Annotated in this window: 1 protein-coding gene; it reads left to right on the top strand. The window is 58.4% G+C overall.

Annotated features, from left to right (window positions below; genetic code table 11):
• Positions 1-65: 65 nt before the first annotated feature.
• A protein-coding gene (locus GGQ90_RS28900; RefSeq protein ID WP_223178518.1) for an IS3 family transposase occupies positions 66-1192 on the top strand; the annotation gives its coding sequence in 2 pieces (ribosomal slippage) (positions 66-297 and positions 297-1192; 1128 coding nt in all).
• The last annotated feature ends 37 nt before the right edge of the window (positions 1193-1229 follow it).

The raw sequence follows: 1229 nt of genomic DNA, 5'->3' as shown, positions 1-1229 counted from the left end.
TGGACTTGTAACGGATTTGCGCCGGTCACCTGAGCGATTAGAGCTCGCAACAGGAGACCGACGAGATGATCAAGCATACAGAAGAGTTCAAGCATGAGGCGGTGCGCATCGCGCTGACCAGCGGGTTGCCCCGCGACCGGGTTGCATCGGATTTGGGGATAGGGAAGTCGACGCTGGGCAAGTGGGTGTCACAGTATCGGCCATCTGACCTGGTGGCAGCGCCGCAGGCAGATTTGGCGCGTGAGAATGAACGCCTTCGCCTTGAGAACCGCGTGCTGCGGGAGGAGAGGGAAGTGCTAAAAAAGGCCACGCAGTTCTTCGCGAGCCAAAGGCCGTGAAGTTCGCTTTTGTGCATAGCTGGCGGCATCGTTGGCCCGTTGAGCTGCTCTGCCGTGTCATGCTTGTCAGTGAGCGTGGCTATCGATCCTGGCGCTCGCGACCGATCAGTCTTCGGGAGCGGACGGATATGAAAGTGCTGGCCCATATTCGGGAACAGTACAGCCTGAGCCTTGGCAGCTATGGTCGTCCGAGGATGACCATGGAGTTGAAAGAGGCTGGGCTCGATGTTGGCGAGCGCCGTGTTGGACGACTGATGCGGATCAACGGGATCAGGCCGGTCCGCACGCGCAAGCATAAGGTTACGACGGATAGCCACCATCGCCTGGGTGTCGCAGCGAACTGGCTGGACGGCGACTTCGCCGCCAATGCGCCCAACCAAAAGTGGGCGGGCGACATCACTTATATCTGGACGTCAGAAGGATGGCTCTACCTTGCCGTCATTCTGGACCTGCATAGCCGGCGTGTCGTTGGTTGGGCTGTCAGCGACAGGATGAAGAAGGACCTGGCGATAAGGGCGCTGGATATGGCGGTGCGCCTGCGCCAGCCTTCGGAGGGCTGCCTTTTCCATTCGGATCGCGGCAGCCAATATTGTTCTTACGATTATCAGAAGAAGCTGCAGGCCTATGGCCTGCGCCCATCAATGAGCGGCAAGGGAAATTGTTACGACAATGCCTCTGTCGAGACCTTCTTCAAATCCCTGAAGGCAGAACTCATCTGGCGGCAGAGCTGGCCGACGCGGCGTCAGGCAGAAGCTGCCATCTTTCAGTACATCAATGGGTTCTACAACACCCGCCGCCGACATTCATATCTGGGCGGCATCAGCCCGCTCGCCTTCGAAGCCAAGGTGGCATAATGAGAGAGGTGACCGGCACAAATCCGTTACAAGTCCA

Source organism: Sphingobium scionense (assembly GCF_014197035.1).
GTDB lineage: Bacteria > Pseudomonadota > Alphaproteobacteria > Sphingomonadales > Sphingomonadaceae > Sphingobium > Sphingobium scionense.
The sequence above is the reverse complement of the archived record's forward strand: the minus strand, read 5'-3'. Positions and strand labels throughout refer to the sequence as shown.